This is a genomic window from Mycobacterium sp. IS-1742 (assembly GCF_001500125.1).
Lineage (GTDB): Bacteria > Actinomycetota > Actinomycetes > Mycobacteriales > Mycobacteriaceae > Mycobacterium.
The window spans coordinates 1-24,819 of sequence record NZ_LQIV01000012.1 but is presented as its reverse complement, the minus strand read 5'-3'; the positions used below and the strand labels follow the sequence as shown (position 1 = coordinate 24,819).

The window sequence follows — 24,819 nt, the reverse complement described above, 5'->3', positions numbered from 1 at the left end:
CTTCAGGCTGCCTTATCGCGTCCGCGCGCCGGACGGAGGCCCGCCAAAGAGAACGTCGTGTGCACCAGCGACCCCGCTTTGTCGAGCAGCGTCCTGCGGCGGGGAACGTAGTGCATCGGTAGGCCGCGGCGGTCGGCGGGCGGGCCCATGAACGCGGGCGCCTCGACCAGGGGAGCGTCGGCGGGGAGTTTGCCTTCGGCACGGCGATAGGCGGCCAGCGCGCGGGGGTGCAGGCGGATCTCGTCGGGAACGGCGACGAACGCCAGCTCCACGAGTTTGCCGAACAGCCGCAGCACCACCTCGTCGCCCGGAGTCCACCGCATGCCGGCGCGCTCGCGCACCGCGGGGTCGAACAGTCCGGCGGCGATCCACCTCTGAGCACCGACCATCGGCTTGAACATCTGGTCCCACACCGGTGTCGGCATCAACACGAACCACGGCTTGGGGATGCGGATGGAGAAGATGTCCAGTGTCGCCTGGTTGATCTCGAGTTCCTCACGGCATTTGCGGTCCCAGTACTCGCAGAACTCGTCCCACGACTCGGGCACGGGCCGCATGCTCATCCCGTACATCCGGTACCACTGCACGTGCTCGTCGAACAGCTGGCGCTTCTCGGCCTCGGTGAGCCCGCCGCAGAAGTACTCCGCGGTCTTGATGATCAGCATGAAGAACGTGGCGTGAGCCCAGTAGAACGTCTCGGGGTTGAGCGCGTGGTATCGCCGCCCGGCGTTATCGGTGCCCTTGATGGTCGTGTGGTAGCTCTTGATCTGCTCACCGGTCTGCGCGGCGCGATCGCCGTCGTAGACGACGCCCATGATCGGGTAGACCGACCGCGCGACGCGTTGCAGCGGTTCGCGCAACAGCACCGAATGGTCCTCCACGCCGGCGCCGAGTTCGGGGTACATGTTCTGGATCGCGCCGATCCAGACGCCCAGCATGCCGGTGCGCAGGTCCCCGAAGTACTTCCAGGTCAAGGACTCCGGTCCCAGCGGGTCCGGCCGCGTCTCGCATGAGTGAAGGGTCTTCGGCGGAGTCGTCGGGGTGGTCCTCGCGGTCATCGGGTCCTCGCTGAATCGATGCTCACTGTGATCTTCACCATAGTGATGACAACAGGTGTTGTCTATGAAGCGCCCGGCGCGCCACGGACACTCGTTGGCCGGGCCCCGGGCCGCCGCCTACGCTGGCGACGTGGAGGTCGAGCCCTTCGGTGAACGGACCGGCGGTACGGACGACGCGGAGCGCCTGCCGTCGCGTGGAGCGGCCGGACCCCTCGGCTGGTTCTACAGCGCCAATCACAGTCCCGGCATGGTCGAGCTCCTGCGCCGCGCCCGCCGGGCGCTGCCGGGCGACCCGGACTTCGGGGACCCGCTGTCCGCGGACGGGGTGGGCGGGCCACGCGCCGCCGCGCGCGTGGCGGACCGGCTGCTCGACCGCGAGGCCGTCTCGCGCGAGGTCAGCCTCGGTGCGCTGCAGATCTGGCAGGCGGTCACCGAACGGGTCTCGGGCAAACCGGCCAATGCCGAGGTCACGCTCGTGTTCAGCGACCTGGTCGGCTTCTCGTCGTGGTCGCTGACCGTCGGGGACGACGCGACCCTGCGCTTGCTGCGCCGCGTGGCCCAGGCGTACGAACCGCCGCTGCTCGAAGCCGGTGGACGCATCGTCAAGCGGATGGGCGACGGGTCCATGGCGGTGTTCACCGACCCCGGCACCGCGGTGCGGGCGGTGCTCGACGCGATGTCCGCCGTCCGGTCGGTCGAGGTCGACGGGTACTGCCCGCGGATGCGGGTGGGCGTACACACCGGCCGGCCGCAGCGGATCGGCTCGGACTGGCTCGGGGTGGACGTCAACATCGCGGCGCGGGTGATGGAGCGGGCCACCCGGGGCGGGCTGATCGTCTCGCAGAGCACGCTCGATCAGATTCCCGCCGAGGATCTCGCCGCGCTGAACGTGACCCCGAAGCGTCAGCGCAGGCAGGTGTTCAGCCTCAAACCCGACGGTGTGCCCCCGGATCTGGCCATGTACCGGTTGCGCAGGGGCAGGCCGCCGGAGGAGGACGCCGGCGACGACGACTCCTAGGGGAAACGGCCGCGAGGCCGGGTCGGGCGATCACCTATGATCGCCGGGTGGCTGAGCAGCCCGGAATGGCCGGAAACCTGTCCGAAGAGGCGTTGACCGAAGCGGTCGACGGGGCCCGCCGTGCGTTCGATTCGGCCGCCGATCTCGACGCGCTGGCCCGCGCGAAGACCGAGCACCTCGGTGACCGGTCGCCGATCGCGGTGGCCCGTCAGTCGCTGGGGAGCCTGCCCAAGACCGAGCGCGCCGATGCGGGTAAGCGGGTCAACGTGGCGCGGTCGGCCGCCCAGGACGCCTACGACGCGCGCCTCGCCGCGCTGCGGGCAGAACGCGACGCGGCGGTGCTGGTCGCCGAACGCATCGACGTCACGCTGCCGTCGACGCGCCAACCGGTCGGCGCCCGCCACCCGATCACGATCCTGGCGGAGAACATCGCCGACACCTTCGTCGCGATGGGCTGGGAACTCGCCGAGGGGCCCGAGGTCGAGACCGAACAGTTCAACTTCGACGCGCTGAACTTCCCGCCGGACCACCCGGCCCGCAGTGAGCAGGACACGTTCCACGTCGCACCCGACGGTTCGCGCCAGGTGCTGCGCACGCACACCTCGCCGGTGCAGATCCGCGCGCTGCTGGAACGCGATCTGCCGGTGTACATCATCTCGATCGGCCGCACGTTCCGCACCGACGAACTCGACGCCACCCACACGCCGGTGTTCCACCAGGTCGAGGGGCTGGCCGTCGACAAGGGCCTGACCATGGCGCACCTGCGCGGCACGCTGGACGCGTTCGCGCGCGCACAGTTCGGTCCGCAGGGCGGCACCCGGTTCCGGCCGCACTTCTTCCCGTTCACCGAGCCGTCGGCCGAGGTCGACGTGTGGTTCCCCGGCAAGAAGGGCGGTCCCGGCTGGGTGGAGTGGGGCGGTTGCGGAATGGTCAACCCGAATGTGTTGCGGGCCTGCGGGATCGATCCCGACGTGTACTCCGGCTTCGCGTTCGGCATGGGTTTGGAGCGAACATTGCAGTTCCGCAACGGGATTCCCGATATGCGCGACATGGTCGAAGGTGACGTCCGGTTCTCCCTGCCCTTCGGGGTGGGCGCCTGATGCGGTTGCCGTACAGCTGGCTGCGCGAGGTGGTGGCGGCCGGTTCGCCCGGTTGGGGCGTGTCCGCCGACGAGCTCGAGCAGACCCTGATCCGCATCGGTCACGAGGTCGAGGGCGTGCACCCTGTCGGCCCGGTGACCGGACCCCTGACCATCGGCCGGGTCGCCGAGATCGAGGAGCTCACCGAGTTCAAGAAGCCGATCCGTGCGGTCAAAGTGGACGTCGGCGAAGCCGAACTCCGTGACATCGTCTGCGGCGCCACCAATTTCGTGGTCGGTGACCTGGTGGTCGTGGCGCTGCCCGGCACTGTCCTGCCCGGCGACTTCACGATCGCGACGCGCAAGACCTACGGCCGCACCTCGGACGGGATGATCTGCTCGACGTCCGAACTCAACCTCGGCGCCGACCACTCCGGAATCCTCGTGCTGCCGCCCGGGACCGCCGCGCCCGGCGCACCTGCCGCGGAGGTGCTCGGCCTCGACGACGTCGTATTCGACCTGGCGATCACTCCGGACCGCGGCTACTGCCTGTCGGTGCGCGGTATGGCACGCGAGATCGCGTGCGCCTACGACCTCGACTTCGTGGACCCGGCCTTCGATCCGGCGCGAGTGCCGGCCCTCCCGGTCGAGGGTGAGGCGCTGCCGGTCGCGATCGACCCGGGCACCGGGGTGTTGCGGTTCGGGCTGCGGCCCGTCACTGGCATCGACCCCGTCGCGGTGTCCCCGTGGTGGCTGCAGCGCCGACTCCTGCTGTCGGGTATCCGCGCGATCTCACCTGCCGTCGACGTCACCAACTACGTGATGCTCGAATTCGGTCACCCGATGCACGCGCACGACCGCGGCCTGATCACCGGCGGCTTCCGGGTGCGCTTCGCCGAACCCGGCGAGACGGTCGTCACGCTCGACGACGTCGAACGCCGACTCGACCCCGCGGACGTGTTGATCGTCGACGACGCGGCCACCGCCGCGATCGGCGGCGTGATGGGAGCGGGCACGACCGAGGTTCGCGAGACGACCACCGATGTGCTGCTGGAGGCGGCGGTGTGGGATCCGGCCGCGGTGTCGCGCACGCAGCGCAGGCTGCGCCTGGCCAGCGAGGCCGGCCGCCGCTACGAGCGCACCGTGGACCCGGCCATCTCGGTCGCGGCGCTCGACCGGTGCGCCACCCTGCTCGCCGACATCGCGGGCGGCGCCGTCGAACCCCGGTTGACCGACTGGCGCGGCGACCCGCCGCGCGAGGGCTGGTCGCCGCCGCCGGTGTCGATGGCCCTCGACCGCCCCGACCGCACGGCCGGCATCGACTACCCGCCGGGCACCACCGAGCGGCGGCTGCGCCAGGTCGGCGCCACGGTGCGCGTCGACGGCGACCGCCTGACGGCCGTCCCGCCGAGCTGGCGCCCCGACCTCAGGCAGCCGGCCGACCTGGTCGAGGAGGTCTTGCGGCTCGAAGGTCTCGAGCGCATCCCGTCGGTGCTGCCCGCCGCGCCCGCCGGGCGTGGCCTGACCGCCGGCCAGAAACGTCGCCGCGCGATCGGCAAGTCGCTGGCCCTCAGCGGCTATGTCGAGATCCTGCCCACCCCGTTCCTGCCCGCCGGGGTCTTCGACGTGTGGGGTCTCGACGCCGACGATCCCCGCCGCGCCACCACTCAGGTGCTCAACCCGTTGGAGGCCGACCGCCCGCATCTGGCCACGACCCTGCTGCCGGGACTGCTGGAGGCGCTGGCCCGCAACGTCTCCCGCGGTGCGGCCGATACCGCGCTGTTCGCCATCGCGCAGGTCGTCGAACCGACCGAGAACACCCGCGCCGTCGAGCGGATCCCCAACGACCGCCGCCCGACCGAGGACGAGATCGCCACCCTCGACGCCTCGCTGCCGCGTCAGCCGCAGCATGTCGGCGCGGTGTTGACGGGCCTGCGCGAACCGGCCGGGCCGTGGGGCCGGGGCCGGCCGGTCGAGGCCGCCGACGCGTTCGAGACGGTGCGCATCGTGGGCCGGGCGGCCGGGGTCGATTTCGTGTTGCGCTCCGCCCGGCACTTGCCGTGGCATCCCGGGCGATGCGCCGAGGTGCTGCTCGGCGACACGGTCGTCGGGTATGCCGGACAACTGCATCCGGCGGTCGTCGAGCGGGCCGGTCTGCCGAAGGGGACGTGCGCGGTCGAACTCGACCTCGACGCGGTGCCGATCACCGAGCGCCTGCCGGCGCCACGCGTGTCGCCGTTCCCCGCCGTCTTCCAGGACGTCAGCCTGGTCGTCGACGACGAGGTCGCCGCGCAGAGCGTGGTCGACGCGGTGCGCGACGGCGCCGGGGACCTGCTCGAGGACGTGCGGCTGTTCGACGTGTACACCGGTCCGCAGATCGGAGAGGGGCGCAAGTCGCTGGCACTGGCGTTGCGCTTCCGCGCCGCGGACCGCACCCTGACCGAGGACGAGGCGAGCGCCGCACGGGAGGCAGCGGTCCGGGCCGCCTTCGAACGCGTCGGCGCCGAACAGCGCCGCTGACTTCCTCTCGCGAGCAGACACAGAATCGCGTGCTCGGACCGGCCCGAACGCGATTCTCTGTCTGCTCGCGCCACCCATGATCAATGAGTTTGCAATTGACTGCATAAACATGCAGAATTTGCGCATGACTTCTGTCGCGGTCGCCGGAGCCAGCGGATACGCAGGTGGGGAGATCCTGCGCCTGCTCCTCGGGCATCCCGCCTACGCCGACGGCCGGCTGACGATCGGCGCGCTCACCGCGGCGGGCAGCGCCGGCACCATGCTCGGTGAACACCACCCGCACCTGCTTCCGCTGGCGGGCCGCGTGCTCGACGCCACCGACGCCGAGACACTGTCCGGCCATGACGTGGTCTTCCTCGGCCTCCCGCACGGGCACTCCGCCGCGCTGGCCGAACAACTCGGCGACGACACGCTGATCATCGACTGTGGTGCGGATTTCCGGCTCACCGACGCCGAGGCCTGGGCGCGGTTCTACGGCTCCGAGCACGCCGGCAGCTGGCCGTACGGCCTCCCCGAACTGCCCGGCGCCCGGGAGAAGCTGACCGGGTCCAAGCGCATCGCCGTGCCCGGCTGCTATCCGACCGCGGCACTGCTGGCGCTGCTGCCCGCCGTCGCCGAGGACCTCGTCGAACCGGCGGTGACCGTCGTCGCGGTCAGCGGCACGTCCGGCGCGGGCCGGGCCGCCAAGACCGATCTGCTCGGAGCGGAGGTCATCGGATCGGCACGCGCCTATAACGTCGGCGGCAAACACCGGCACACACCCGAGATCGCGCAGGGCCTGCGGGCCGTGACCGACAAAGAGGTCACGGTGTCGTTCACCCCGGTGCTGATCCCGACCTCGCGCGGAATTCTCGCCACCTGCACCGCCCGCACGTCGGCGTCGCTGTCGCAGCTGCGCGCCGCCTACGAAAAGGCCTATGACGCCGAACCGTTCGTGCACCTGCTACCCGAAGGACAGCTGCCCAAGACCGGCTCGGTGATCGGCAGCAACGCCGCGCAGATCGCCATCGCCGTCGACGACGACGCGCAGACGTTCGTCGCGATCGCCGCGATCGACAACCTGACCAAGGGGACCGGTGGCGCCGCCGTGCAGTCGATGAACCTCGCGCTGGGCTGGCCGGAGACCGAGGGGCTGTCGGTCGTGGGGGTCGCCCCGTGACCGCCCCGCTGATCCGCACCCAGGGCGTCACCGCACCCGCCGGCTTCCGGGCCGCCGGGATCGCCGCCGGGATCAAGGCATCCGGCGCGCTCGACCTCGCCATGGTGCTCAACGAAGGTCCCGATCACACCGCCGCCGGAGTGTTCACCCGCAACCAGGTTCAGGCGGCGCCGGTGCTGTGGAGCCGGCAGGTGCTCACCACCGGGCGGCTCCGTGCCGTCATCCTCAACTCCGGCGGGGCGAACGCCTGCACCGGTCCACTCGGATTCCAGGACGCCCACGCCACCGCCGAAGCGGTCGCCGCAGCACTGTCGGACTGGGGTTCGGAGACCGGCGCCATCGAGGTCGCCGTCTGCTCGACCGGTCTGATCGGCGACCGGCTGCCGATGGACAAGGTGCTGCCCGGTGCCACCGAGGTGGTGCACGAGATGGCCGGCGGCCTGTCGGGCGGCGAGGAGGCCGCGCGCGCCATCATGACCACCGACACCGTGCCGAAACAGGTTGCGCTGCACCATCCCGGCAACTGGACCGTCGGCGGGATGGCGAAGGGCGCAGGCATGATGGCGCCCTCACTGGCCACCATGCTCTGCGTGCTCACCACCGATGCGGTGGCCGATGCCGAGGCGCTCGACACGGCGCTGCGCCGGGCGGCGAAGCGCACCTTCGACCGGCTCGACATCGACGGCAGCTGCTCGACGAACGACACCGTGCTGCTGCTCGCCTCGGGCGCCAGCGAGATCACGCCCAGCCAGGAGGACCTCGACGACGCCGTGCTGCGGGTGTGCGACGACCTCTGCGCGCAGTTGCAGTCCGACGCCGAAGGCGTCACCAAACGCATCGCCATCACCGTCACCGGTGCGCCGACCGAGGACGACGCGCTCACCGCGGCCCGCATGCTGGCCCGCGACAGCCTGGTCAAGACCGCGCTGTTCGGTTCCGACCCGAACTGGGGCCGGGTGCTCGCCGCGGTCGGGATGGTGCCCTTCACCATCGACCCGAACCGGATCACGGTGTCGTTCAACGGCTCACCGACCTACGCCGACGGCGCCGGGGCGCCCGGCGCCCGCGACGTCGACCTCAGTGGCGCGGACATCGACGTGACAGTCGCCCTCGCGCTGGGCAGGGGAGAGGCGACGGTACGCACCACCGACCTGTCGCACGCCTACGTCGAAGAGAACTCGGCCTACAGCTCATGAGCGCCGGCACCGAGTCCAACACGACCGCGACCAAGGCGCAGGTGCTCGCCGCCGCACTGCCGTGGCTCAAGCAACTGCACGGCAAGATCGTCGTCGTCAAATACGGCGGCAACGCCATGACCGACGACACCCTCAAGGCCGCGTTCGCCGCCGACATGGTGTTCCTGCGCAACTGCGGGGTGCATCCCGTCGTCGTCCACGGCGGTGGACCGCAGATCAGCGCGATGCTCAAGCGCCTCGGCATCGCGGGCGACTTCCGGGGCGGCTTCCGGGTGACCACCCCCGAAGTGCTCGACGTCGCCCGGATGGTGCTGTTCGGCCAGGTCGGCCGCGAACTCGTCGGGCTGATCAACGCGCACGGCCCGTACGCCGTCGGCATCACCGGCGAGGACGCCCATCTGTTCACCGCGGTGCGCCGGGACGTCGTGGTCGACGGCGTGGCCACCGACATCGGCCTCGTCGGCGACGTCGAGCACGTCAGCACCGAAGCGGTTCTCGACCTGATCGCGGCGGGCCGCATCCCCGTGGTGTCGACGATCGCGCCCGACGTCAACGGCGTCGTCCACAACATCAACGCCGACACCGCCGCGGCTGCGCTGGCCGCCGCGTTGCACGCCGAGAAGCTGTTGATGCTCACCGACATCGAAGGGCTCTACACGGACTGGCCGGACCGCAACTCGCTGGTGAGCCAGATCAACACCGCCGACCTGACGGCGCTGTTGCCGACGTTGGAGGCCGGTATGGTCCCCAAGATCGAGGCATGCCTGCGCGCCGTCACAGACGGTGTGCCCAGCGCCCACGTCATCGACGGCCGCGTCGAGCACTGCGTGCTGGTCGAACTGTTCACCGACGAGGGGACCGGCACCAAGGTGGTGAGCACGTGACGCTCCAGGACCGGTGGCAGGCCGTGATGATGAACAACTACGGCACCCCGCCGTTGTCGCTCACCAGCGGTGACGGCGCCGTGGTCACCGACGCCGACGGCAAGTCCTACGTCGACCTGCTCGGCGGGATCGCGGTCAACCTGTTGGGCCACCGCCATCCCGCCGTCATCGAGGCCGTGACGCGACAGCTCAACACGCTGGGCCACACCTCGAACCTGTACGCCACCGAACCGGGCGTCGCGCTGGCCGAAGCGCTCGTCGGGCATCTCGGCGCGCCCGCGCGGGCGTTCTTCTGCAACTCCGGCACCGAAGCCAACGAGGTCGCCTTCAAGATCACCCGGCTGACGGGCCGCACCCGGATCGTCGCCGCGCAGAACGCCTTTCACGGCCGCACGATGGGATCGCTCGCGCTGACCGGCCAGCCGGCCAAACAGGCGCCGTTCGAACCGCTGCCCGGCCACGTCACCCACGTGCCGTTCGGCGACATCGACGAACTCGAGCGCGCCGTCGATTCGGAGACCGCGGCGGTGTTCCTCGAACCGATCATGGGGGAGGGCGGTGTCGTGGTGCCGCCCGCCGGCTACCTGGTCGCCGCCCGCGAGATCACCAGCCGTCACGGTGCACTGCTGGTCGTCGACGAGGTGCAGACCGGGGTGGGCCGCACCGGTATCTTCTACGCCCACCAGCACGACGGCATCACCCCCGACATCGTGACACTGGCCAAGGGGCTCGGCGGCGGTCTGCCGATCGGCGCCTGCCTGGCCGTCGGCCCCGTCGGGGACCTGCTGACACCGGGCCTGCACGGCAGCACGTTCGGCGGGAACCCCGTCTGCACCGCCGCCGCGCTGGCCGTGCTGAAGACGCTGGCCGAGGAGGATCTCATCACCCGCGCCGGCGTGCTCGGCAAGACGCTGCACCACGGGATCGAGGAGCTGGACCACCCGCTGGTCGACCACGTCCGCGGCCGCGGTCTGCTGATCGGCATCGCGCTGCGTGCCGCCGCCGCCAAGTCCGCGGAGAACGCCGCCCGCGATGCCGGATTCCTGGTCAACGCGGCCGCACCCGACGTCATCCGGCTGGCTCCGCCGCTGATCGTCACCGACGCCCAGATCGACGACTTCCTCGGTGCGCTGCCCGGCGTACTCGACACCGCGGCCGCGGAGGTGGCCGGCTCATGAGACATTTCCTGCGCGACGACGACCTCACCCCCGACGAGCAGGCCGAGGTGCTGGCCCTGGCCGCCGAGCTGAAGAAGGATCCGCTGCTGCACCGCCCGCTCGCCGGGCCCCGCGGCGTCGCGGTGATCTTCGACAAGAACTCGACCCGCACCCGGTTCTCGTTCGAGGTCGGTATCGCCCAGCTCGGCGGGCACGCAGTCGTGGTGGACGGGCGCAGCACCCAGCTGGGCCGCGAGGAGACCCTCGAGGACACCGGAAAGGTGTTGTCGCGCTACGTGGACGCCATCGTGTGGCGCACCTTCGCCCAGGAGCGGCTGACCGCGATGGCCGCCGGGGCCACCGTGCCGGTGATCAATGCGCTGTCCGACGAGTTCCACCCCTGCCAGGTGCTCGCCGATCTGCAGACCCTGATCGAACGCCGGGGCGCCCTGCCCGGCCTGCGGATGTCCTACTTCGGCGACGGCGCCAACAACATGGCGCACTCGTTGATGCTCGGCGGTGCCACCGCCGGCATGCACGTGACCATCGCGGCGCCGCGCGGCTTCGAACCGCACCCGATGTTCGTCGCCGCGGCGAAGGAACGCGCGCAGCAGACCGGCGCGTCGGTCACCGTCACCGCAGATCCGCATCAGGCCGCCGACGGCGCCGACGTCCTGGTCACCGACACGTGGACGTCGATGGGGCAGGAGAACGACGGACTCGACCGGGTGCGGCCGTTCCGGCCGTTCCAGGTCAACTCCGGCCTGCTCGACCGTGCCGACGGCGATGCGGTTGTGCTGCACTGCCTTCCGGCCCATCGCGGACACGAGATCACCGACGAGGTCATCGACGGCCCGCACAGTGCGGTGTGGGACGAGGCCGAGAACCGGCTGCACGCGCAGAAGGCCCTGCTGGTGTGGCTGATGGAGCGGTCGGGCCCATGACCTCGGCGGCGACCCGCGCCGGCAGGCAGGCGCGCATCGTGGCGATCCTGTCGTCGCACTCCGTGCGCAGCCAGGGTGAACTGGCCGCGAAGCTGGCCGACGAGGGCATCGAGGTCACCCAGGCCACGCTCTCGCGCGATCTGGAGGAACTCGGTGCGGTCAAACTCCGCGGCGCCGACGGCGGCGTCGGCGTCTACGTCGTCCCCGAGGACGGCAGCCCGGTGCGCGGAGTGTCCGGCGGCACCGAGCGGGTGACCCGCCTGCTCGGGGATCTGCTGGTGTCGACCGACGCCAGCGGCAACCTCGCCGTCCTGCGCACGCCGCCCGGGGCGGCACACTATCTCGCCAGCGCGCTCGATCGGGCCGCGCTGCCGTACGTCGTCGGCACCATCGCCGGCGACGACACCATCATGGTGGTGGCCCGTGAGCCCATGACGGGCGCCGAACTGGCCGCCACCCTTGAGAACCTGAAGTAAGAGGAGATTGGTCATGTCCGAACGCGTCATCCTGGCGTACTCCGGCGGTCTGGACACCTCGGTGGCCATCAGCTGGATCGGCAAGGAGACCGGACGCGAGGTGGTGGCCGTCGCCATCGACCTCGGTCAGGGCGGCGAGGACATGGACGTGGTCCGCCAGCGTGCCCTCGACTGCGGTGCCGTCGAGGCGGTCGTCGTCGACGCCCGCGACGAGTTCGCGGAGAAGTACTGCCTGCCCGCCATCCAGTCGAACGCGCTCTACATGGACCGCTATCCGCTGGTCTCCGCGCTGAGCCGGCCGCTGATCGTCAAGCACCTCGTCGACGCGGCGCGTGAGCACGGCGGCGGTATCGTCGCGCACGGCTGCACGGGCAAGGGCAACGACCAGGTTCGTTTCGAGGTCGGATTCGCCTCGCTCGCACCCGATCTCGAGGTGCTGGCGCCCGTCCGCGACTATGCGTGGACCCGGGAGAAGGCGATCGCGTTCGCCGAGGAGAACGCCATCCCGATCAACGTCACCAAGCGGTCGCCGTTCTCGATCGACCAGAACGTGTGGGGCCGCGCTGTGGAGACCGGTTTCCTCGAGCACCTGTGGAACGCGCCGACGAAGGACGTCTACGACTACACCGAGGACCCGACGATCAACTGGAGCACCCCCGACGAGGTGATCGTGGGCTTCGACAAGGGTGTGCCGGTATCCATCGACGGTCGGGACGTCACGGTGTTGCAGGCGATCGAGGAACTCAACCGGCGCGCGGGTGCTCAGGGCGTCGGCCGGCTCGACGTCGTCGAGGACCGCCTCGTCGGCATCAAGAGCCGCGAGATCTACGAGGCGCCGGGGGCGATGGTGCTGATCACCGCGCACACCGAACTCGAGCACGTCACGCTGGAGCGCGAGCTCGGCCGCTTCAAGCGGACCACCGACCAGAAGTGGGGCGAGCTGGTGTACGACGGCCTGTGGTTCTCGCCGCTCAAGACCGCGCTGGAGTCGTTCGTGGCCAAGACCCAGGAACACGTCAGCGGCGAGGTCCGGCTGGTGCTGCACGGCGGTCACATCGCCGTCAACGGCAGGCGCAGCGCGGAGTCGCTGTACGACTTCAACCTGGCCACCTACGACGAGGGCGACACCTTCGACCAGTCGTCGGCCAAGGGCTTCGTGCACGTGCACGGCTTGTCGTCGAGCATCTCCGCCCGCCGCGACCTGGGCATCAAGTGACCGAGCGGGGCGGCACCAACGAGGGTTCGCTGTGGGGTGGCCGGTTCGCCGACGGCCCCGCCGACGCGCTCGCCGCGTTGAGCAAGTCGACCCATTTCGACTGGGTGCTCGCCCCGTACGACATCGCGGCGTCGAAAGCCCATGCCCGGGTGCTGTTCTCGGCCGGACTGCTGACCGAGCAGCAGCGTGACGGGCTGCTCGCCGGGCTGGACAGCCTGGGATCCGACGTCGCCGACGGATCCTTCGGGCCTCTGGCCACCGACGAGGATGTGCACGGCGCGCTCGAACGCGGGCTGATCGACCGCGTGGGGGCCGAACTGGGGGGCCGGCTGCGTGCCGGGCGCAGCCGCAACGACCAGGTCGCCACCCTGTTCCGGGCGTGGCTGCGCGATGCGATCCGCCGCGTCGCCGACGGGGTGCTCGAGGTGGTGGGCGCCCTGGCGACCCAGGCCGCCGCCCACCCGACCGCGATCATGCCCGGCAAGACGCACCTGCAGTCGGCGCAGCCGGTGCTGCTCGCGCACCATCTGCTCGCCCACGCCCACCCGCTGCTGCGCGACGTCGAGCGACTCGCCGACTTCGACAAGCGGGCCGCGGTGTCGCCGTACGGTGCCGGCGCACTGGCCGGCTCGTCGCTGGGCCTCGACCCGGACGCGATCGCCGCCGAACTGGGCTTCGACTCGGCGGCCGACAACTCGATCGACGCGACGGCCGCCCGCGACTTCGCCGCCGAGGCGTCGTTCGTCCTCGCGATGATCGGTGTCGACCTGTCCCGGCTGGCCGAGGACATCATCCTCTGGAGCACAACCGAATTCGGCTACATCACCCTGCACGACGCCTGGTCGACGGGCAGCTCGATCATGCCGCAGAAGAAGAACCCCGACATCGCCGAACTGGCGCGCGGAAAATCCGGCCGGCTGATCGGCAACCTGACCGGGCTGCTCGCGACGCTCAAGGCCCAGCCGCTGGCGTACAACCGCGATCTGCAGGAGGACAAGGAACCGGTCTTCGACTCGGTGGCGCAGCTCGAACTGCTGCTGCCCGCCGTCGCGGGACTGGTGTCGACGCTGCGCTTCGACGTCGACCGGATGGCCGAACTGGCGCCGCTCGGATACACCCTGGCCACCGACGTCGCGGAATGGCTGGTGCGCCGCGGGGTTCCGTTCCGGGTGGCACATGAGGCCGCCGGTGCCGCCGTGCGCGCGGCGGAAGCCCGCGGTGTCGGTCTCGAGGACCTCGAGGACGCCGAACTGACGGGCATCCTTCCGGAGTTGACCGGCAAGGTGCGCGAGGTGCTCACGATCGAGGGGTCCGTCGACTCCCGCGACGCGCGTGGCGGCACCGCACCGGTACAGGTGGCCAAACAGCTCAACGTCGTCCGCGACACCGCCGACCGGTTGAGGCTGCGTTTGCGCCGCTGACTAACCCGGATTGGAGTACACGCGGTGCGGGGCGACGAGCACCGCGGTGCGTCGTTCCTCGGCCATCACCCGGTCGTAGGTGTCCCAGTCGTCGTGGCGGCCGCCGGCGGCGGTGAACACGTCGCGCAACAGGATCCGCAGGCCTTCGCCGTCGATCTCGGGGTGCGGGTCGTCGGGCCCGATCAACTCGGCACGCCCCTCGACGCTCGCCCACTGCCAACCGGCGCGCGCGGCGATGGTGGCGCGCGGATCGGCTCGCAGGTTGCGCAGTTTGAGCGAGCCACCGACCGCGACGAGCCCGACCACCGGTGTCCCCGTGACCGGATGTCCCAGGACGCCGGCGTTTACGACTGTCGATTGGATGCTGCCGTCGCGCCGCAGCGTGCTGAACACGCACAGGCCGTGGTCGCGAGAGATCAGTCCGGTGAACTCCGCGAGGTCGGCCATGGGTCGACGCTACTCCCGGACTGTCTCAGCTAGCCGATCTGTTCGGTCAGTTCGAACCAGCGGCCCTCGGCCTCGGCGACCTCGTCCTCCATCGCCCTGATGGCGGCCACCTTGGTGGCCAGTCCCTGGAAATCGGACTGGTCGTGATCGGCGAGCGCCGTACGGGACCGGTCGATCTGGCCCTGCAGCTTCTCCAACCGGCGTTCCAGGGCGGCGACTTCTTTCTGCGCCGCCCGCAATTCGGCTCCGGACAGTTCCGTCGACTCCTCTGCAGGGGCGGCGGGAGCGGGTCCGGTCTCGGCGGCGTGCGCCGCGCGCAGCCGCAGGTACTCGTCGACGCCCGCGGGGAGGTGACGGAGACGGCCACCGAGGATGCCGTACTGCTGATCGGTGACCCGCTCCAGGAAGTACCGGTCGTGACTGACCACGATGAGGGTGCCGGGCCACGAGTCCAGCAGATCCTCCATGGCGGCCAGCATGTCGGTGTCGAGGTCGTTGGTCGGCTCGTCGAGGATCAGCACGTTGGGCTGTGAGAGCAGGATGAGCAGCAGCTGCAGGCGACGCTGCTGCCCGCCGGAGAGGTCCTTGACCGGAGTCGACAACTGCGCGCTGGAGAACCCGAGCCGCTCCAGCAGTTGACCCGGTGTGAGTTCCTGAGCCTTGGAGCCGGCGCCGATTGTGTATGTGGTGCGCAGACCTTCGAGGACGATACGGACGGGATCGTTGAGGTGCGGCGCGAGTTCGTCGAGCGTCTGCGTCAGCGTCGCGATCTTGACCGTCTTACCGCGTTTGACCCGGCCCGCGGTCGGCTGCACCGAACCGTCGATGAGCCCCAGCAGTGTCGACTTGCCGGCCCCGTTGACGCCGAGGATGCCGGTGCGTTCGCCGGGGGCGAGCCGCCACTCGACGCCGTGGAGCACCTCGTGGTCGCCGTAGGACACCGACACGTCGAGCAGGTCGACCACTTGCTTTCCGAGCCGCGACACGGCCAACGACTGCAGTGCCACCTTGTCGCGGATCTCGGGGACGTCGGCGATCAGGGCGTTCGCTGCGTCGATCCGGAACTTGGGCTTCGACGTCCGGGCCGGGGCGCCACGGCGCAGCCAGGCCAACTCCTTACGGGCCAGGTTCTGGCGGCGTGCTTCGATCGTGGCGGCCTGGCGGTCGCGCTCCACCCGCTGGAGCACATAGGCCGCGTATCCGCCGTCGAACGGTTCCACGATCCGGTCGTGCACCTCCCACGTCGCGGTGCACACTTCGTCGAGGAACCAGCGGTCGTGCGTCACCACCAGCAATCCGCCGGCCGACGGCGACCAGCGTCGCTTGAGATGCTCGGCCAGCCAGGTGATGGCCTCCACATCGAGGTGGTTGGTCGGCTCGTCCAGGGCCAGCACGTCGTGGTCGCCGGCCAGTAGCGCGGCCAGCGCCACCCGGCGGCGCTGTCCGCCCGACAGGGTGCCCAGCACTGCGTCCCACGCCAGATCGCCGAGCAGGCCGGCGATCACGTCACGGCCGCGCGGATCCCCGGCCCACTCGTGTTCCGGCAGATCACCGACCACCGCATGCCCGACGGTGTCCTCGTCGTCCAGGTTGTCGGCCTGCTCGAGCACCCCGATCCGCACCCCGCCACGTACCGTCACCCGGCCCGAGTCGGGGCTGCGCCGACCCGCGAGCATGGCCAGCAGGCTGGATTTGCCGTCACCGTTGCGGCCCACGATGCCGATGCGATCGCCCTCGTTCACGCCCAGCGAGACCCCGTCGAACACGACTTTGGTCGGGTATTCCAGATGGAGGGCCTCAGCCCCGAGAAGATGCGCCATGTCCCCTCAAGGCTATGCGGGTGCGGTGCCCGACATTCATGGCGGCCGACCAGCAACGCTATGCCATGATGACGAGGCATCACGGCAGGGGAGCCGGTGAGCCCGGCGCGACGTCGACGTGGAGGGGAGCAGTAGGTGGTGGACCTCTCGGCGATCACCGGGCCGGTCGGACGCTTGGTGGCGACGGCGCAGAACGGTCTGGAGGTCCTGCGCTACGGCGGCCTGGAGACCGGCGCTGTGCCGTCACCGTTCCAGATCGTGCAGAGCGTGCCGATGTACAAGCTGCGGCGGTACTTCCCGCCGGACGTCCGTCCGGGCGCCAAACCACCGGGTCCGCCGGTGCTGATGGTGCACCCGATGATGATGTCGGCCGACATGTGGGACGTCACCCGCGACGACGGCGCCGTCGGCATCCTGTACCGCGCGGGGCTGGACCCGTGGGTGATCGACTTCGGCTCGCCCGACAAGGTCGAGGGCGGGATGCAGCGCAATCTCGCCGACCACGTGGTGGCGCTGTCCGAGGCGATCGACACCGTCAAGCAGGTCTCCGGCCATGACGTCCACCTCGCCGGCTACTCGCAGGGCGGTATGTTCTGCTACCAGACCGCCGCCTACCGCCAGTCCCGTGACCTGGCCAGCATCATCGCATTCGGCGCCCCGGTCGACACCCTCGCGGCCCTGCCGCTGAACCTGCCCGCCGGTGTCGCGGTGGGCGCCGCCGACTTCATGGCCGACCACGTGTTCAGCCGCATCGACATCCCGGGATGGTTGGCGCGCACGGGATTTCAGATGCTCGACCCGGTCAAGACCGCTCAAGCTCGCGTCGAGTTCCTGCTGCAGTTGCACGACCGCGAGGCGTTGCTACCGCGCGAGCAGCAGCGGCGGTTCCTGGCGTCGGAGGGCTGGATCGCCTGGTCGGGCCCGGCCATCTCCGAACTGCTCAAACAGTTCATCGCCCACAACCGCATGATGACAGGCGGTTTCGCCATCCGCGGTCAGCTCGTCACGCTGTCGGACATCACCTGCCCGGTGCTCGCCGTCGTGGGTGAGGTCGACGACATCGGTCAACCGCCGTCGGTGCGGGGGATCAAACGGGCGGCACCCCAGGCCGATGTGTACGAATACCTCATTCGCGCAGGACATTTCGGTCTGGTCGTCGGGTCGAAGGCGTCACAGCAGACGTGGCCGACGGTCGCCGGCTGGGTCAAGTGGCTCGAGGGCGGCGGTGACATGCCCGACCACGTCGAGCCGATGGCGCTGCAACCCGAGGAGCACGCCGAGGGCGGCGTCTCGCTGACGTCGCGTGTCGCGCACGGCGCCACCGCCGCGACCGAGATGGCGTTCGGCGTGGCCCGCTCGGCCGCCGGTGCGCTGGTCTCGGCGAACAAGTCGGCACGGACCCTCGCCGTGGAGACCGCCCGCACGCTGCCGCGGCTGGCCCGGCTGGGGCAGATCAACGACCACACCAGGATCTCGCTCGGCCGGATTCTGTCCGAGCAGGCCCGCGGCGCGCCGGACGGCGAATTCCTTCTCTACGACGGCCGGGTCCACACCTACGAGGCGGTCGACCGTCGCATCAACAACGTGGTGCGCGGGCTCATCGACGTCGGGGTGCGCCAAGGCACCCGCGTCGGCGTCCTGATGGAGACCCGCCCCAGCGCGCTGGTGGCCATCGCGGCGCTGTCGCGGCTCGGTGCGGTGGCGGTGCTGATGCCGCCCGACGTCGACCTGGCCGCCGCGGCCCGCCTCGGCGCGGTGTCGGAGATCATCGCCGACCCCACCCACCTCGAGGCGGCGCGCAGCCTGCCGATGCGCGTCCTGGTGCTCGGCGGCGGCGACGTGCGCGACCTCCACGTGCCCGACGACGCCGACGTCATCGACATGGAACAGATCGACCCCGACCAGGTCGCGCTGCCCGGGTGGTATCGCCCCAATCCCGGGCTGGCCCGCGACCTGGCGTTCATCGCGTTCAGTTCGGTCAACGGCGACCTCGTCGCCCGGCAGATCACCAACTACCGGTGGGCGCTGTCGGCGTTCGGGACGGCGTCGGCGGCCAACCTCGGCCGCACCGACACCGTCTACTGCCTGACCCCGCTGCACCATCAGTCCGGCCTGCTGGTCAGCCTGGGCGGCGCGGTCGTCGGTGGCACCCGCATCGCCCTGTCCCGCGGACTGCGTCCGGACCGCTTCCTGCAGGAGATCCGTCAGTACGGCGTCTCGGTGGTCTCCTACACCTGGGCGATGCTGCGCGAGGTCATCGACGACCCGTCGTTCCGGCTGTCCGGTGGCCACCCGGTGCGGCTGTTCATCGGATCCGGCATGCCCACCGGACTGTGGGAGCGCGTGATCGACATCTTCGCGCCGGCCCATGTCGTCGAGTTCTTCGCGACCACCGACGGTCAGGCCGTGCTGGCCAACGTCTCCGGCGCCAAGGTCGGCAGCAAGGGCCGTGCGCTGCCCGGCGGTGGCCAGGTGGAACTGGCCGCCTACGACGCGGACGACGACCTGATCCTCGAGGACAACCGGGGCTTTGTGCGCCGCGCGGCCGAGAACGAGGTGGGTGTGCTGCTGGCCCGCCCCCGCGGACCGGTCGATCCCACCGCGTCGGTGAAGCGCGGCGTGTTCGCGCCGGCCGACACCTGGGTGTCCTCGGAATACCTCTTCCGCCGCGACGAGGACGGCGACTACTGGCTGGTGGACAACCGCGGTTCGGTGATCCACACCCCACGCGGGCCCGTCTTCGCGACGCCGATCGGCGATGCGGTGGGCCGCATCGGTGCGGTGGACGTCGCCGTCACCTACGGCGTCGAGGCGCGCGGCAGGCAGTTGGCGGTCACGGCGCTGGCATTGTGCCCGGGCGGCAGCATCACCACGGCCGAGTTGTCCGAGGCGCTGGCCGAGCTGCCGGTCGGCATCCCGCCCGACCTGGTCCACGTCGTCCCGGACATCGAACTGAGCGCGTCCTACCGCCCGTTGATCAGTCCGCTGCGCGCGGCGGGGGTGCCGCGGCCGTCGCGGCGTAACTCTTGGTACCTCGATCCCGATACCAATGGTTACAAGCGGCTGACCGTGGCCGCGCGTGCCGAGATCACCGGAGGGCAGGACCGTGACTCTTCGCTGGACGACTCACAGATGCCGCCCCGCGCCCAACAGTGACGCCGCGCCGTGTCGCGGTTGCACTGATAGGCTCCCGCTGGCGTCGCTTCGACTGGAGGATTGATGAATTCGCAGAGCCGGAAGAACCGCTCGAGCTGGCGTCGCGCCCTGACCGGCACGCTCGCCAGCGGTGCGCTGGCCGCGGCGATGCTGGTTACCGCGCCCGCCTCGCAGGCCGACGTGCTCGACCAGATCGGCGCCAAATACATGCAGGGTGCCGGCGGCGGCCAGATCTCGGTGTTCGCCGAACAGTCGCTGAGTCTGCGCGCGCAGGGCTTCCGGCCCTCCCAGGAGAATCTCGCCGCGCTGCAGGAGGGCTGGGATTTCCTGCCCAACCAGAGCCGGCTGCTGGACGCGCTCAAGTCGACCGTGGCCTATCAGCGCAAGGTGCAGATGCAGTCGCAGCTGTCGGGCGGTGGCGGCCCGGCGGTCAAGGCTCCCGCGTGGGTGCCGCCGGGTGACGAAAATCCCTGGGTCGGCCCCGAATACGACATCAACCCCTACGACTAGCCGGCACGCCGTGCTCGACGAGAAGTTGCGGGCGATACTGGTCTGCCCGCAGGACCGGGGTCCACTGCTGCTGGTGGGCGACGAGATGTTGTACAACCCGCGGTTGCGGCGGGGTTATCGCATCGACGACGGCATCCCGGTTCTGCTGATCGACGAGGCGGTCGCCGTCACCGACGACGCCGAGCATCAGCGCCTGCTCGAGCGCGGGCAGTCCTAGGCCGGGCCGGGCAGTTCGCCGGTCAGGTAGCGCTGCAGGGTCGGGCCGATGGTCTCGGCGATCTGCTCGATGGGCAGCGACGCGAACGGTTCGAGCTCCAGGATGTAGCGAGCCATCACCACGCCCAGAAGTTGCGAGGCGACGTATTGCACACGCAGCCTGCCGCTTCCGCGCGGGCTGTCGATCCGCGGGCCGATCTCGGCGGCGATGATCTCCTGCAGGAACGACCGGATCAGCGTGACGTCCGACCCGGCCAGCAGCGACCGCAGCGTGGCGATGAAACCCCTGCCCATCTCGGAGTCCCAGATCGGCAGCAGCAGGGTGGGCAGTACGTACCCGATGCGCTCGACCGGGACCTCGCGCAGCGGTCCGATGACGGTCATCGGGTCGATGGGTACCCGGATCGCCGCGGCGAACAACTGCCGTTTGGTGCCGAAGTAGTGGTGCACCAGCGCCGGGTCGACGCCGGCACCCGCCGCGATGGAGCGGATCGACGTCTTGTCGATGCCGTTGCGCGCGAACAGTTCCCGGGCGGTGTCCAGTATGCGGTCGCGATTGTCGGACGTCCCGGGCGGGCGCCCGGGACGTTTGCGTTCGGCGCTTGTCGTCACGTCTTCTAGGGGGTCCTTCGTCGGAGGGTGGCCGCGGCCAGGCAGAGTGCGGCCACCGCGAAGACCACCACGACGGCGATGTCACGCAGTGCGGTTCCCGTCAGCGCCGGGTGTGCGCCGACCTCGCGCAGCGCCTCCAGAGCGTAACTGGCCGGCATCGCGTTGCTGATCCACTGCAGCCACCCGGGCAGGGCCGCACGCGGCACGAGGATCCCGCACAGAAGGAGCTGCGGGGCAATCACCAGCGGCATGAACTGGACGGCCTGGAACTCGGTCCTGGCGAAGGCGCTGCACAGCAGGCCCAGACCGACGCCGAGCACGGCGTTGATGATCGCAATCCCGATCACCAGCAGCGGGCTGCCCGCGGTCTCGAAGCCCAGAAGCCAGAACGCGACCACGCACGCCAGGCTGGCCTGGGCGGCAGCGGCGACGGAGAAGGCGGTGCCGTAGGCGGCGAGCAGGTCGACCCGGCGCAGGGGAGTGGTCAGTATCCGCTCGAGCGTCCCCGAGACCCGTTCGCGCTGCATGGTGATCGAGGTGATGAGGAACATCGCGATCAGCGGGAACACGCCCAGCATGACCAGGCACGCGTTGTTGAACGGCGACGGTGCCCCCGGCGGGCGCGGGATGTCGACGAACAGGAAGTACATCAACGCGATGACCGCGCTGGGCACCACGAGGATCATCGCGACACTGCGATGGTCGGCGGCCAGTTGGCGCAGGATCCGGCCGGTGGTGGCGACGTAGGCGTGCGGGCCGCTGCGGCGACGTGCGGTCACGCCGCGGTGCTGTGCCTGATGACCGAGAGAAACGCTTCCTCGAGGGAGGTGCATGAGGTGTCCTTCCGCAGTCGGTCCGGAGTCGAATGGGCCAGCACACGGCCCTCGCGCATGAGCAGGAGTTCGCCGCAGTGGTCGGCCTCGTCCATGACGTGGCTCGACACCACGAGCGTCGTGCCCCGACGGGCCAGGTCGTCGAATCGCGCCCACAGGTCCACCCGCAGCACCGGGTCGAGGCCGACGGTCGGTTCGTCGAGGACCAACAACTCGGGGGACGCGACCAGCGCGCAGGCCAGGGATGCCCGCGTGCGCTGCCCGCCGGACAGGTCGGCGGCCAGCGCGGTGCGGTGGTCGCCGAGTCCGACCGCGTCGACAGCCTCGTCGGCGGCGTGGGCGTCGGCGCCGTACAGGGCGGCGAAATACCGGACGTTGTCGATCACCCGCAGGTCGGGGTAGATGGTCGGGTCCTGGGTGACGTATCCGACGCGGTGGCGCAGTTCGGGGGATCCGGCGGGCAGGCCCAACACGGTGACCGACCCGCCCGCGATGATCTGCGTGCCCACGATCGACCGCATCAGCGTGGTCTTGCCGCACCCAGACGGGCCGAGGATGCCGGTGATGGTGCCCCGCGCGAAGCACACCGACACGTCGTCGAGGGCGACCCTCCCGCCCCGCACCACCCGGAGGTGGTCGGTCTCGACGGCAGGCGAACCGATCAATTCATCGGATGATGAAGTCATCATGTGATGAATAGTTCTCCCCGGTCGGGGCGCTGTCAACGGGTGAAGGCAGAATCGCGGCGGTGAGTGTCGAGATGCTGCGGGTCGACCCGCTCACGGCGGCCCGTCGGCTACTCGGGGCGGTGCTGACCTGTCGAGGGGTCAGCGCGACGGTCGTGGAGGTCGAGGCGTACGGCGGCCCGCCCGACGGGCCGTGGCCCGACGCCGCCGCCCATTCCTACCGCGGCCCCGGCCTGCGAAACCAGGTGATGTTCGGGCCTGCGGGCAGGCTCTACACCTACCGCAGTCACGGCATCCACGTGTGCGCGAACGTGGCCTGCGCCGACGACGGGGTGGCCGCGGCGGTCCTGCTACGCGCCGCCGCCGTCGAAACGGGCCACGACATCGTCCAGCGTCGCCGCGGGGAGTCGGTACGGGAGACGGCCCTGGCCCGCGGGCCGGGGAATCTGTGCTCCGCGCTCGGGATCACCATGGCGGACAACGGAATCGACGTCTTCGGCGACGACAGCCCCGTGCACCTCCGGCTGAGAGAGGAGCAGCCGTACGTCGCGGGGCCCCGGGTCGGGGTGAGCAAGGCGGCCGACCGGCCGTGGCGACTGTGGCTGGCCGGCCGCCCTGAGGTGTCGGCCTACCGGCGCAGCCCACGGGCTCCGGCGCCGGGCGGCAGCGACTGACCTCGGCGCGTACGGAAAGATCGAGGTATGAGCAGCATCCTCGACGAGTTGGACTGGCGCGGGCTGATCGCGCAGTCGACCGACCGTGACGCACTGGCCGGCGAACTCGCCGCCGGTCCGATGACGCTGTACTCCGGTTTCGATCCCACCGCTCCCAGCCTGCACGCCGGCCATCTCGTGCCGTTGCTGACGCTGCGCCGCTTCCAGCAGGCCGGACACCGGCCGATCGTGCTGGCCGGCGGCGCGACGGGGATGATCGGCGACCCCCGCGACACGGGTGAGCGCACCCTGCAGACCGCGGACACGGTCGCGGACTGGGCGGGCCGGATCCGCGGTCAGCTCGAGCGGTTCGTGGAGTTCGACCAGTCGCCCACCGGCGCGATCGTGGAGAACAACCTCTCCTGGACCGGCCCGCTGTCGACCATCGAGTTCCTGCGTGACGTGGGCAAGTACTTCTCCGTGAACGTGATGCTCGATCGGGACACCGTGCGGCGGCGCCTGGAAGGGGAGGGGATCTCCTACACCGAGTTCAGCTACATGCTGTTGCAGGCCAACGACTACGTGGAGCTGCGCAAGCGGCACGGCTGCGCGCTGCAGATCGGCGGCTCCGATCAGTGGGGCAACATCGTCGCCGGGGTCCGGTTGGTGCGCCAGAAGCTCGGCGACACCGTGCATGCGATGACGACGCCGCTGGTGACCGACTCGGAAGGCAAGAAGTTCGGGAAGTCCACCGGTGGCGGGAACCTCTGGCTCGACCCCGAGATGACGACCCCGTACGCCTGGTACCAGTACTTCATCAACACCGCCGATGCCGACGTGGTGAATTACCTGCGGTGGTTCACGTTCCTCGAGGCCGAGGAGTTGACGGAGTTGGAGGAGGCGACGCGTGACCGACCTCACCAGCGCACCGCGCAGCGGCGCTTGGCCCGCGAGTTGACCACGCTGGTCCACGGTGAGAAGGCGACGGAATCGGTGGAGCACGCCAGTCAGGCGCTGTTCGGCCGCGGCGAGCTCACCGCACTCGATGAGCCGACCCTCGCCGCCGCGTTGCGTGAGGCCTCGGTGGCCGAACTCACCCCGAGTGGGCCGGAGCTGATCACGGACCTGCTGGTGGCCACCGGTTTGTCGGCGAGCAAGGGCGCCGCGCGCCGGACGATCGCCGAGGGCGGGGTGTCGGTCAACAACGTCAAGATCGACAGCGACGAGTGGGCGCCGCAGGCGTCGGACTTTCTGCACGGCAGGTGGCTGGTGCTGCGGCGCGGCAAGCGGAATATCGCCGGCGTGCAGCGCGTTGGGTGATCTGGCACGGTCGTACGACTGTGGGCTCGCCGAAAACAGCCGAAAACCCGCTTCTAGCTGGGGATTTGACTCCGAGTTTCCACTGACGTAACTTATTCCACGTCGCCGCGACACGGCCTCCGGGCCGGGGAGCGCGGCAGACTCCCAGAGGGAAACTCACTTCGGTGGGTTCCTGACCGTCCGCACTACGATGACGCGGCTTTTCGCCGCGGTATCGCTGCGCGGGTCGGGTGGGTGTGTTGTTTGAGAACTCAATAGTGTGTTTGGTGGTTTTTGTTTGTTGTTTTTTTGTTGTGCCATGCCTCTTTTTCCCGTTTAGGGGTGTGGTTGTTTTTTGCCAGAGATGTTGTTTCTGGTTGTGGTCGGATTTTCCTGATTGCCTTTTTGAGGTTTTGTTTGGAGAGTTTGATCCTGGCTCAGGACGAACGCTGGCGGCGTG

The 24,819-nt window shown here is 70.0% G+C and carries 22 protein-coding genes; 16 read left to right on the top strand and 6 right to left on the bottom strand.

All coding sequences use genetic code 11. The features are described from left to right. Positions 1 to 2: 2 nt before the first annotated feature. Positions 3 to 1,058 carry an oxygenase MpaB family protein gene (locus tag AU196_RS08715; RefSeq protein ID WP_059094716.1) on the bottom strand — a complete coding sequence of 352 codons (1,056 nt, stop codon included), beginning with the start codon at positions 1,056 to 1,058 and terminating at the stop codon, positions 3 to 5. Between the two features lie 130 nt (positions 1,059 to 1,188). Here AU196_RS08715 and AU196_RS08710 point away from each other — a divergent pair, with 130 nt between their 5' ends. From AU196_RS08710 to argH, 11 genes are all read left to right on the top strand, one after another. Continuing rightward, entirely contained in the window at positions 1,189 to 2,076 is an 888-nt protein-coding gene (locus tag AU196_RS08710; protein WP_059094942.1) for an adenylate/guanylate cyclase domain-containing protein, read from the top strand. A gap of 65 nt (positions 2,077 to 2,141) precedes the next feature. Beyond that, on the top strand, positions 2,142 to 3,176 hold the full coding sequence (pheS, locus tag AU196_RS08705; RefSeq protein WP_059094715.1) for a phenylalanine--tRNA ligase subunit alpha: 1,035 nt from the start codon (positions 2,142 to 2,144) through the stop codon (positions 3,174 to 3,176). Continuing rightward, the gene (gene pheT / locus AU196_RS08700) at positions 3,176 to 5,674 is read left to right on the top strand and encodes a phenylalanine--tRNA ligase subunit beta (protein WP_059094714.1); all 2,499 of its coding nucleotides are present in this window, start codon (positions 3,176 to 3,178) and stop codon (positions 5,672 to 5,674) included. Before pheS ends, pheT begins: the two co-directional genes overlap by 1 nt. Positions 5,675 to 5,798: 124 nt before the next feature. Continuing rightward, complete coding sequence (argC, locus tag AU196_RS08695; protein ID WP_502687231.1) at positions 5,799 to 6,833, top strand: N-acetyl-gamma-glutamyl-phosphate reductase; 1,035 nt, start codon at positions 5,799 to 5,801, stop codon at positions 6,831 to 6,833. Next, a complete protein-coding gene (gene argJ / locus AU196_RS08690) occupies positions 6,830 to 8,029 on the top strand; it encodes a bifunctional glutamate N-acetyltransferase/amino-acid acetyltransferase ArgJ (protein ID WP_059094712.1) in 1,200 nt (399 codons plus the stop codon). The genes argC and argJ overlap by 4 nt, the downstream gene beginning before the upstream one ends. Next, positions 8,026 to 8,913 (top strand): acetylglutamate kinase, encoded by an 888-nt coding sequence (argB, locus tag AU196_RS08685; RefSeq protein ID WP_059094711.1) that lies wholly within the window; start codon positions 8,026 to 8,028, stop codon positions 8,911 to 8,913. The genes argJ and argB overlap by 4 nt, the downstream gene beginning before the upstream one ends. 26 nt (positions 8,914 to 8,939) lie before the next feature. Next, on the top strand, positions 8,940 to 10,091 hold the full coding sequence (locus tag AU196_RS08680; protein ID WP_231737491.1) for an acetylornithine transaminase: 1,152 nt from the start codon (positions 8,940 to 8,942) through the stop codon (positions 10,089 to 10,091). Beyond that, on the top strand, positions 10,088 to 11,014 hold the full coding sequence (argF, locus tag AU196_RS08675; RefSeq protein ID WP_059094709.1) for an ornithine carbamoyltransferase: 927 nt from the start codon (positions 10,088 to 10,090) through the stop codon (positions 11,012 to 11,014). The genes AU196_RS08680 and argF overlap by 4 nt, the downstream gene beginning before the upstream one ends. Next, positions 11,011 to 11,490, top strand: a complete 480-nt coding sequence (locus AU196_RS08670; protein WP_059094708.1) for an arginine repressor — start codon at positions 11,011 to 11,013, stop codon at positions 11,488 to 11,490. The genes argF and AU196_RS08670 overlap by 4 nt, the downstream gene beginning before the upstream one ends. A gap of 13 nt (positions 11,491 to 11,503) precedes the next feature. Further along, the gene (locus tag AU196_RS08665) at positions 11,504 to 12,706 is read left to right on the top strand and encodes an argininosuccinate synthase (protein ID WP_059094707.1); all 1,203 of its coding nucleotides are present in this window, start codon (positions 11,504 to 11,506) and stop codon (positions 12,704 to 12,706) included. Beyond that, positions 12,703 to 14,127, top strand: coding sequence for an argininosuccinate lyase (gene argH / locus AU196_RS08660; protein ID WP_059094706.1), 1,425 nt, complete (start codon positions 12,703 to 12,705; stop codon positions 14,125 to 14,127). The genes AU196_RS08665 and argH overlap by 4 nt, the downstream gene beginning before the upstream one ends. On the opposite strand, the gene AU196_RS08655 is transcribed toward argH, so the two are convergent. Together AU196_RS08655 and AU196_RS08650 are read right to left on the bottom strand one after the other, a co-directional pair. Then, positions 14,128 to 14,574 carry a TIGR03618 family F420-dependent PPOX class oxidoreductase gene (locus AU196_RS08655; RefSeq protein WP_059094705.1) on the bottom strand — a complete coding sequence of 149 codons (447 nt, stop codon included), beginning with the start codon at positions 14,572 to 14,574 and terminating at the stop codon, positions 14,128 to 14,130. 29 nt (positions 14,575 to 14,603) lie between these two features. Continuing rightward, positions 14,604 to 16,394, bottom strand: a complete 1,791-nt coding sequence (locus AU196_RS08650) for an ABC-F family ATP-binding cassette domain-containing protein (protein WP_059094704.1) — start codon at positions 16,392 to 16,394, stop codon at positions 14,604 to 14,606. Between the two features lie 138 nt (positions 16,395 to 16,532). On the opposite strand from AU196_RS08650, the gene AU196_RS08645 reads away from it, so the two are divergent. The 3 genes from AU196_RS08645 (at position 16,533) to AU196_RS08635 (ending at position 20,277) form a co-directional block, all read left to right on the top strand. After that, positions 16,533 to 19,550 (top strand): acyl-CoA synthetase, encoded by a 3,018-nt coding sequence (locus AU196_RS08645; protein ID WP_059094941.1) that lies wholly within the window; start codon positions 16,533 to 16,535, stop codon positions 19,548 to 19,550. A gap of 63 nt (positions 19,551 to 19,613) precedes the next feature. Then, the gene (locus AU196_RS08640) at positions 19,614 to 20,060 is read left to right on the top strand and encodes a hypothetical protein (protein WP_059094703.1); all 447 of its coding nucleotides are present in this window, start codon (positions 19,614 to 19,616) and stop codon (positions 20,058 to 20,060) included. A 10-nt stretch (positions 20,061 to 20,070) separates the two neighbouring features. Further along, positions 20,071 to 20,277, top strand: coding sequence for a Trm112 family protein (locus AU196_RS08635; RefSeq protein ID WP_059094702.1), 207 nt, complete (start codon positions 20,071 to 20,073; stop codon positions 20,275 to 20,277). On the opposite strand, the gene AU196_RS08630 is transcribed toward AU196_RS08635, so the two are convergent. From AU196_RS08630 to AU196_RS08620, 3 genes are read right to left on the bottom strand one after another with little or no spacing between them, the layout of a single operon-like run. Beyond that, positions 20,274 to 20,888 (bottom strand): TetR/AcrR family transcriptional regulator, encoded by a 615-nt coding sequence (locus tag AU196_RS08630; RefSeq protein ID WP_059094701.1) that lies wholly within the window; start codon positions 20,886 to 20,888, stop codon positions 20,274 to 20,276. The genes AU196_RS08635 and AU196_RS08630 overlap by 4 nt on opposite strands. 5 nt (positions 20,889 to 20,893) lie before the next feature. Further along, positions 20,894 to 21,721: an ABC transporter permease gene (locus AU196_RS08625; RefSeq protein ID WP_082695652.1), complete on the bottom strand. Its 828-nt coding sequence runs from the start codon at positions 21,719 to 21,721 to the stop codon at positions 20,894 to 20,896. Continuing rightward, on the bottom strand, positions 21,664 to 22,410 hold the full coding sequence (locus AU196_RS08620) for an ABC transporter ATP-binding protein (RefSeq protein ID WP_059094700.1): 747 nt from the start codon (positions 22,408 to 22,410) through the stop codon (positions 21,664 to 21,666). Before AU196_RS08620 ends, AU196_RS08625 begins: the two co-directional genes overlap by 58 nt. A 71-nt stretch (positions 22,411 to 22,481) precedes the next feature. Between AU196_RS08620 and AU196_RS08615 the strand changes: the two genes are divergently transcribed. Beyond that, positions 22,482 to 23,081: a DNA-3-methyladenine glycosylase gene (locus tag AU196_RS08615; RefSeq protein ID WP_059094939.1), complete on the top strand. Its 600-nt coding sequence runs from the start codon at positions 22,482 to 22,484 to the stop codon at positions 23,079 to 23,081. A 27-nt stretch (positions 23,082 to 23,108) separates the two neighbouring features. Continuing rightward, entirely contained in the window at positions 23,109 to 24,380 is a 1,272-nt protein-coding gene (gene tyrS / locus AU196_RS08610; RefSeq protein WP_059094699.1) for a tyrosine--tRNA ligase, read from the top strand. Positions 24,381 to 24,819 lie beyond the last annotated feature (439 nt).